Genomic DNA, 2728 nt, shown 5'->3' on the forward strand with positions numbered 1-2728 from the left:
CTGGATGCCGCCCATTCCCGGCACGGCATGACTCCCGGCGTCCGTTCACCCTGGCACGCCCAGAGGCGGTCACTATCCGCTATCACATGAAAGCACCGCGCGTATCCGCTGATTGTTTACGAGAGCTGAAATACAGGCCCGCCATCGTGCCGGCCAAGGTGAGGAACGCGGCGCCGATGGATGCGGCCGCGGCGATCCAGGCGTTGCCGCGCTCAAGGCGGCGCTGCTTTTCGGCGTCGCGCCCGTTGTATTTCAGGGTTGCCACGTACTCTCCGGTCGCCGACAGGGTCCGGCCTGGTCTTCCATCAGCAGTTTCCGATACAGAATGCCCGAGCGACTGTACGGACACCCTCCAGTCGGGGTCACTTTTCGTTCACGACATATGTTGTGTGCAGTTTTTGCGGCCATAAATAACTATGGCGATATTCCGCCCGAAATGTCGCCGTTGGGTCAGCGCAAACATTTCCCATCGAGGCGTCCGATCACCCGATGAGCCGCGCGGCGTACGAAGGTTCTCGAAGAAGTCTCAGCGGAGCGTGTCGGATCGAGGCGGCGGCGTTCGTAGTAGGGGTGGGAGGCGGCCCGAGGGCGGCGGTCACACGACGACAGGAGATACCTCCCAGCGGCCGGGAGGTCCGGACGGATGTCGTTACGCTGCGACGATGACCTATGATCTTCACCTCGTCCGCCGCCGCCCCGGTTGCACATTGTTGGAGACCTTGGAGGCGATCAACGCGGATCAGGAGCCGGACCTTGACGAGCCTTCTGCCGCACGGCTGACCGCCGAGCATCGTGCCGCATGGGATCGCATCGTGCGACGGGCAACGGAGGAAATCGGGCGTGTCGAGATGGAGGAGTTCCCATCCGGCCTGACGCTCCGGACACAGGCGCCGCACGCCTTCCAACTCGATTACAACGGGGAGTCCGCCGACATCTCCATCAGGTCCTCCCGATTCCCCGTCGCCTTCAGGCGACGGGGAATCGGGAGCGGGAGGGCCGTCAAGGCCCGAGCGTGCCCTGATCCGCGCATTCGCCGCCTCCTTATCCGTACCTGTGCGGGTTTTGTCGGTGCCCGCCGATAGCGTGGTGGTCTCGTTACTGAGCGTGGGAGGTGGGTGTGCGCAGGTCGTTCAAGTTCCTGCTGCGGCCCACCGCCAGGCAGGCCGCCGCGCTCGCCGCGTGTGTGGAGGATCACCGGCAGCTCTACAACGCCGCTCTGGAGCACCGGCGCATCGCCTACCGCAGGGCTTCGTCGCACGACAGCACCACATACCGGCGGGAGCCTTCCCGCTTCACCGCGATCGTCTTCACCCGGCCGCGCACCGGGCGGTGCTGGTGAACGCGGACGTGTCCGATGCCCTGCACGCGGACGAAGGTCGCCGAGGGGTGCTCGGGCTGAGAATCCCACCGGCAGCCGTCACCTTGGGCCATTCGACCGTGTCGAACCAGCCCCGCCCCTTGAAGCGGGGGAACCCCGGCTTCTGCCCGGCCTTCACCCGGCGGAAGAACGCGGCGAACGCCTTGTCCAGGCGGCGCAGCGTGGCCTGCTGGCAGGAGAACGACCACCGGCCCTGCCCGGTGGGGTCGTCGGCGCGGATGTGCTTCAACTCGGCCGACTGGTCACCGTACCGGATGCTCACCCCATTCTCAGGGCAGGGCTTGCCCTTCGCGATGCTGCGAAAGCGGCCTAGCGAGAAGCCGCTTCCTTCAGTTATCAAGGGAGCGGAGGAGTCACCCCGTACCACTACGCCGGAGGCCGGCGCCGGACTGGCGAAGGCGTACCGGCTCGCGCGCGTGGTCGAGGAGGAGACCGGACTCGAAGGCTACGATCCCCAGACCGATAGCCCCACCGCCGAGAATGACCTCACGAGCGCCGTCACCGAGTTCACTGGCATCGTCCAGTGGATAGGGGAGACCCTGCTCTGAACCTGCGCCGACACGGTCATAGGCGATCAAGATCGGTTCTCGTACGGTTCGCGATCATTGGCCTACGGCTGCTTGTCGCTGCTCTCACCTGCCCCTCAGCTCAACGCGCCACCCGACGCGAACGTCCTGGCGATCCCCACCCGCGATGCCAAGGCCGACAAGCTCGGAAAAGCCGCGTGATCAGCAGGGATGAATTAATGGCATTGCTCCCTCTCCCCATCAGAGGGTTGCCGGAAAGACGTCGTCTTGTCGGTGGCTACCGATAGCCTTCCGCCAAAGGACGTTAAAGGGATGGCGATGGACCCTCGTAAAGTTGGGCTTGGACGACTGAAGGGCGTTGCCGGCGCCGCTGGACGGAAGGTTGCCGACAGCACGAGCGCCGCGAGGCAGCGTGTCGCTGATGCTGCCGGCGATGCCCAGGAGAGAGTGAAGCAGTCCGCCGAGCAGGTGAAGGCGAAGGTCACAGAAGCCAAGGACAGCCTGTCGGCGCGGTCGTCCCGCAACCGCGCTGATTCCGCTGACTTGTCCGCGCTCAGCGTCGACGCGAAGTTGCTCTATTGCCGGGTGTTGGTGAGCTTGGCACTGGTCGACGCCCTTCTCGATCCTCGCGAGATCGCGAATCTGTACTTGTTCGCATCGACGATTGGTCTCGACGGCGAAGCGCGATCGGAGCTGCGCAGTGGTAAACAATCAGCGGATACGCGCGGTGCTTTCATGTGATAGCGGATAGTGACCGCCTCTGGGCGTGCCAGGGTGAACGGACGCCGGGAGTCATGCCGTGCCGGGAATGGGCGGCATCCAG

Annotated in this window: 5 protein-coding genes; 3 read left to right on the forward strand and 2 right to left on the reverse strand. The window is 64.8% G+C overall.

What is annotated here, in order from left to right:
* Window positions 1-82 precede the first annotated feature (82 nt).
* Window positions 83-265 (reverse strand): hypothetical protein, encoded by a 183-nt coding sequence (locus tag ACFHYQ_RS27755; RefSeq protein WP_394304096.1) that lies wholly within the window; start codon window positions 263-265, stop codon window positions 83-85.
* Window positions 266-1117: 852 nt separating this feature from the next.
* On the opposite strand from ACFHYQ_RS27755, the gene ACFHYQ_RS27760 reads away from it, so the two are divergent.
* Window positions 1118-1339 carry a helix-turn-helix domain-containing protein gene (locus tag ACFHYQ_RS27760; RefSeq protein WP_394304097.1) on the forward strand — a complete coding sequence of 74 codons (222 nt, stop codon included), beginning with the start codon at window positions 1118-1120 and terminating at the stop codon, window positions 1337-1339.
* Here ACFHYQ_RS27760 and ACFHYQ_RS27765 read toward each other — a convergent pair.
* Complete coding sequence (locus ACFHYQ_RS27765) at window positions 1308-1640, reverse strand: hypothetical protein (RefSeq protein WP_394304098.1); 333 nt, start codon at window positions 1638-1640, stop codon at window positions 1308-1310. The genes ACFHYQ_RS27760 and ACFHYQ_RS27765 overlap by 32 nt on opposite strands.
* 154 nt (window positions 1641-1794) lie before the next feature.
* Here ACFHYQ_RS27765 and ACFHYQ_RS27770 point away from each other — a divergent pair, with 154 nt between their 5' ends.
* Both ACFHYQ_RS27770 and ACFHYQ_RS27775 read left to right on the forward strand, forming a co-directional pair.
* On the forward strand, window positions 1795-1926 hold the full coding sequence (locus ACFHYQ_RS27770; RefSeq protein WP_394304099.1) for a hypothetical protein: 132 nt from the start codon (window positions 1795-1797) through the stop codon (window positions 1924-1926).
* 291 nt (window positions 1927-2217) lie between these two features.
* Window positions 2218-2646: a hypothetical protein gene (locus ACFHYQ_RS27775; protein WP_394304100.1), complete on the forward strand. Its 429-nt coding sequence runs from the start codon at window positions 2218-2220 to the stop codon at window positions 2644-2646.
* Window positions 2647-2728 lie beyond the last annotated feature (82 nt).

This window comes from Sphaerimonospora cavernae (genome assembly GCF_042435035.1).
In the GTDB taxonomy this organism is placed as follows: Bacteria; Actinomycetota; Actinomycetes; order Streptosporangiales; family Streptosporangiaceae; genus Sphaerimonospora; species Sphaerimonospora cavernae.

Coding starts and splice junctions, on each gene's coding strand:
- ACFHYQ_RS27775 (WP_394304100.1), top strand. CDS start 2,218: ATGGCGATGGACCCTCGTAAAGTTGGGCTTGGACGACTGAAGGGCGTT.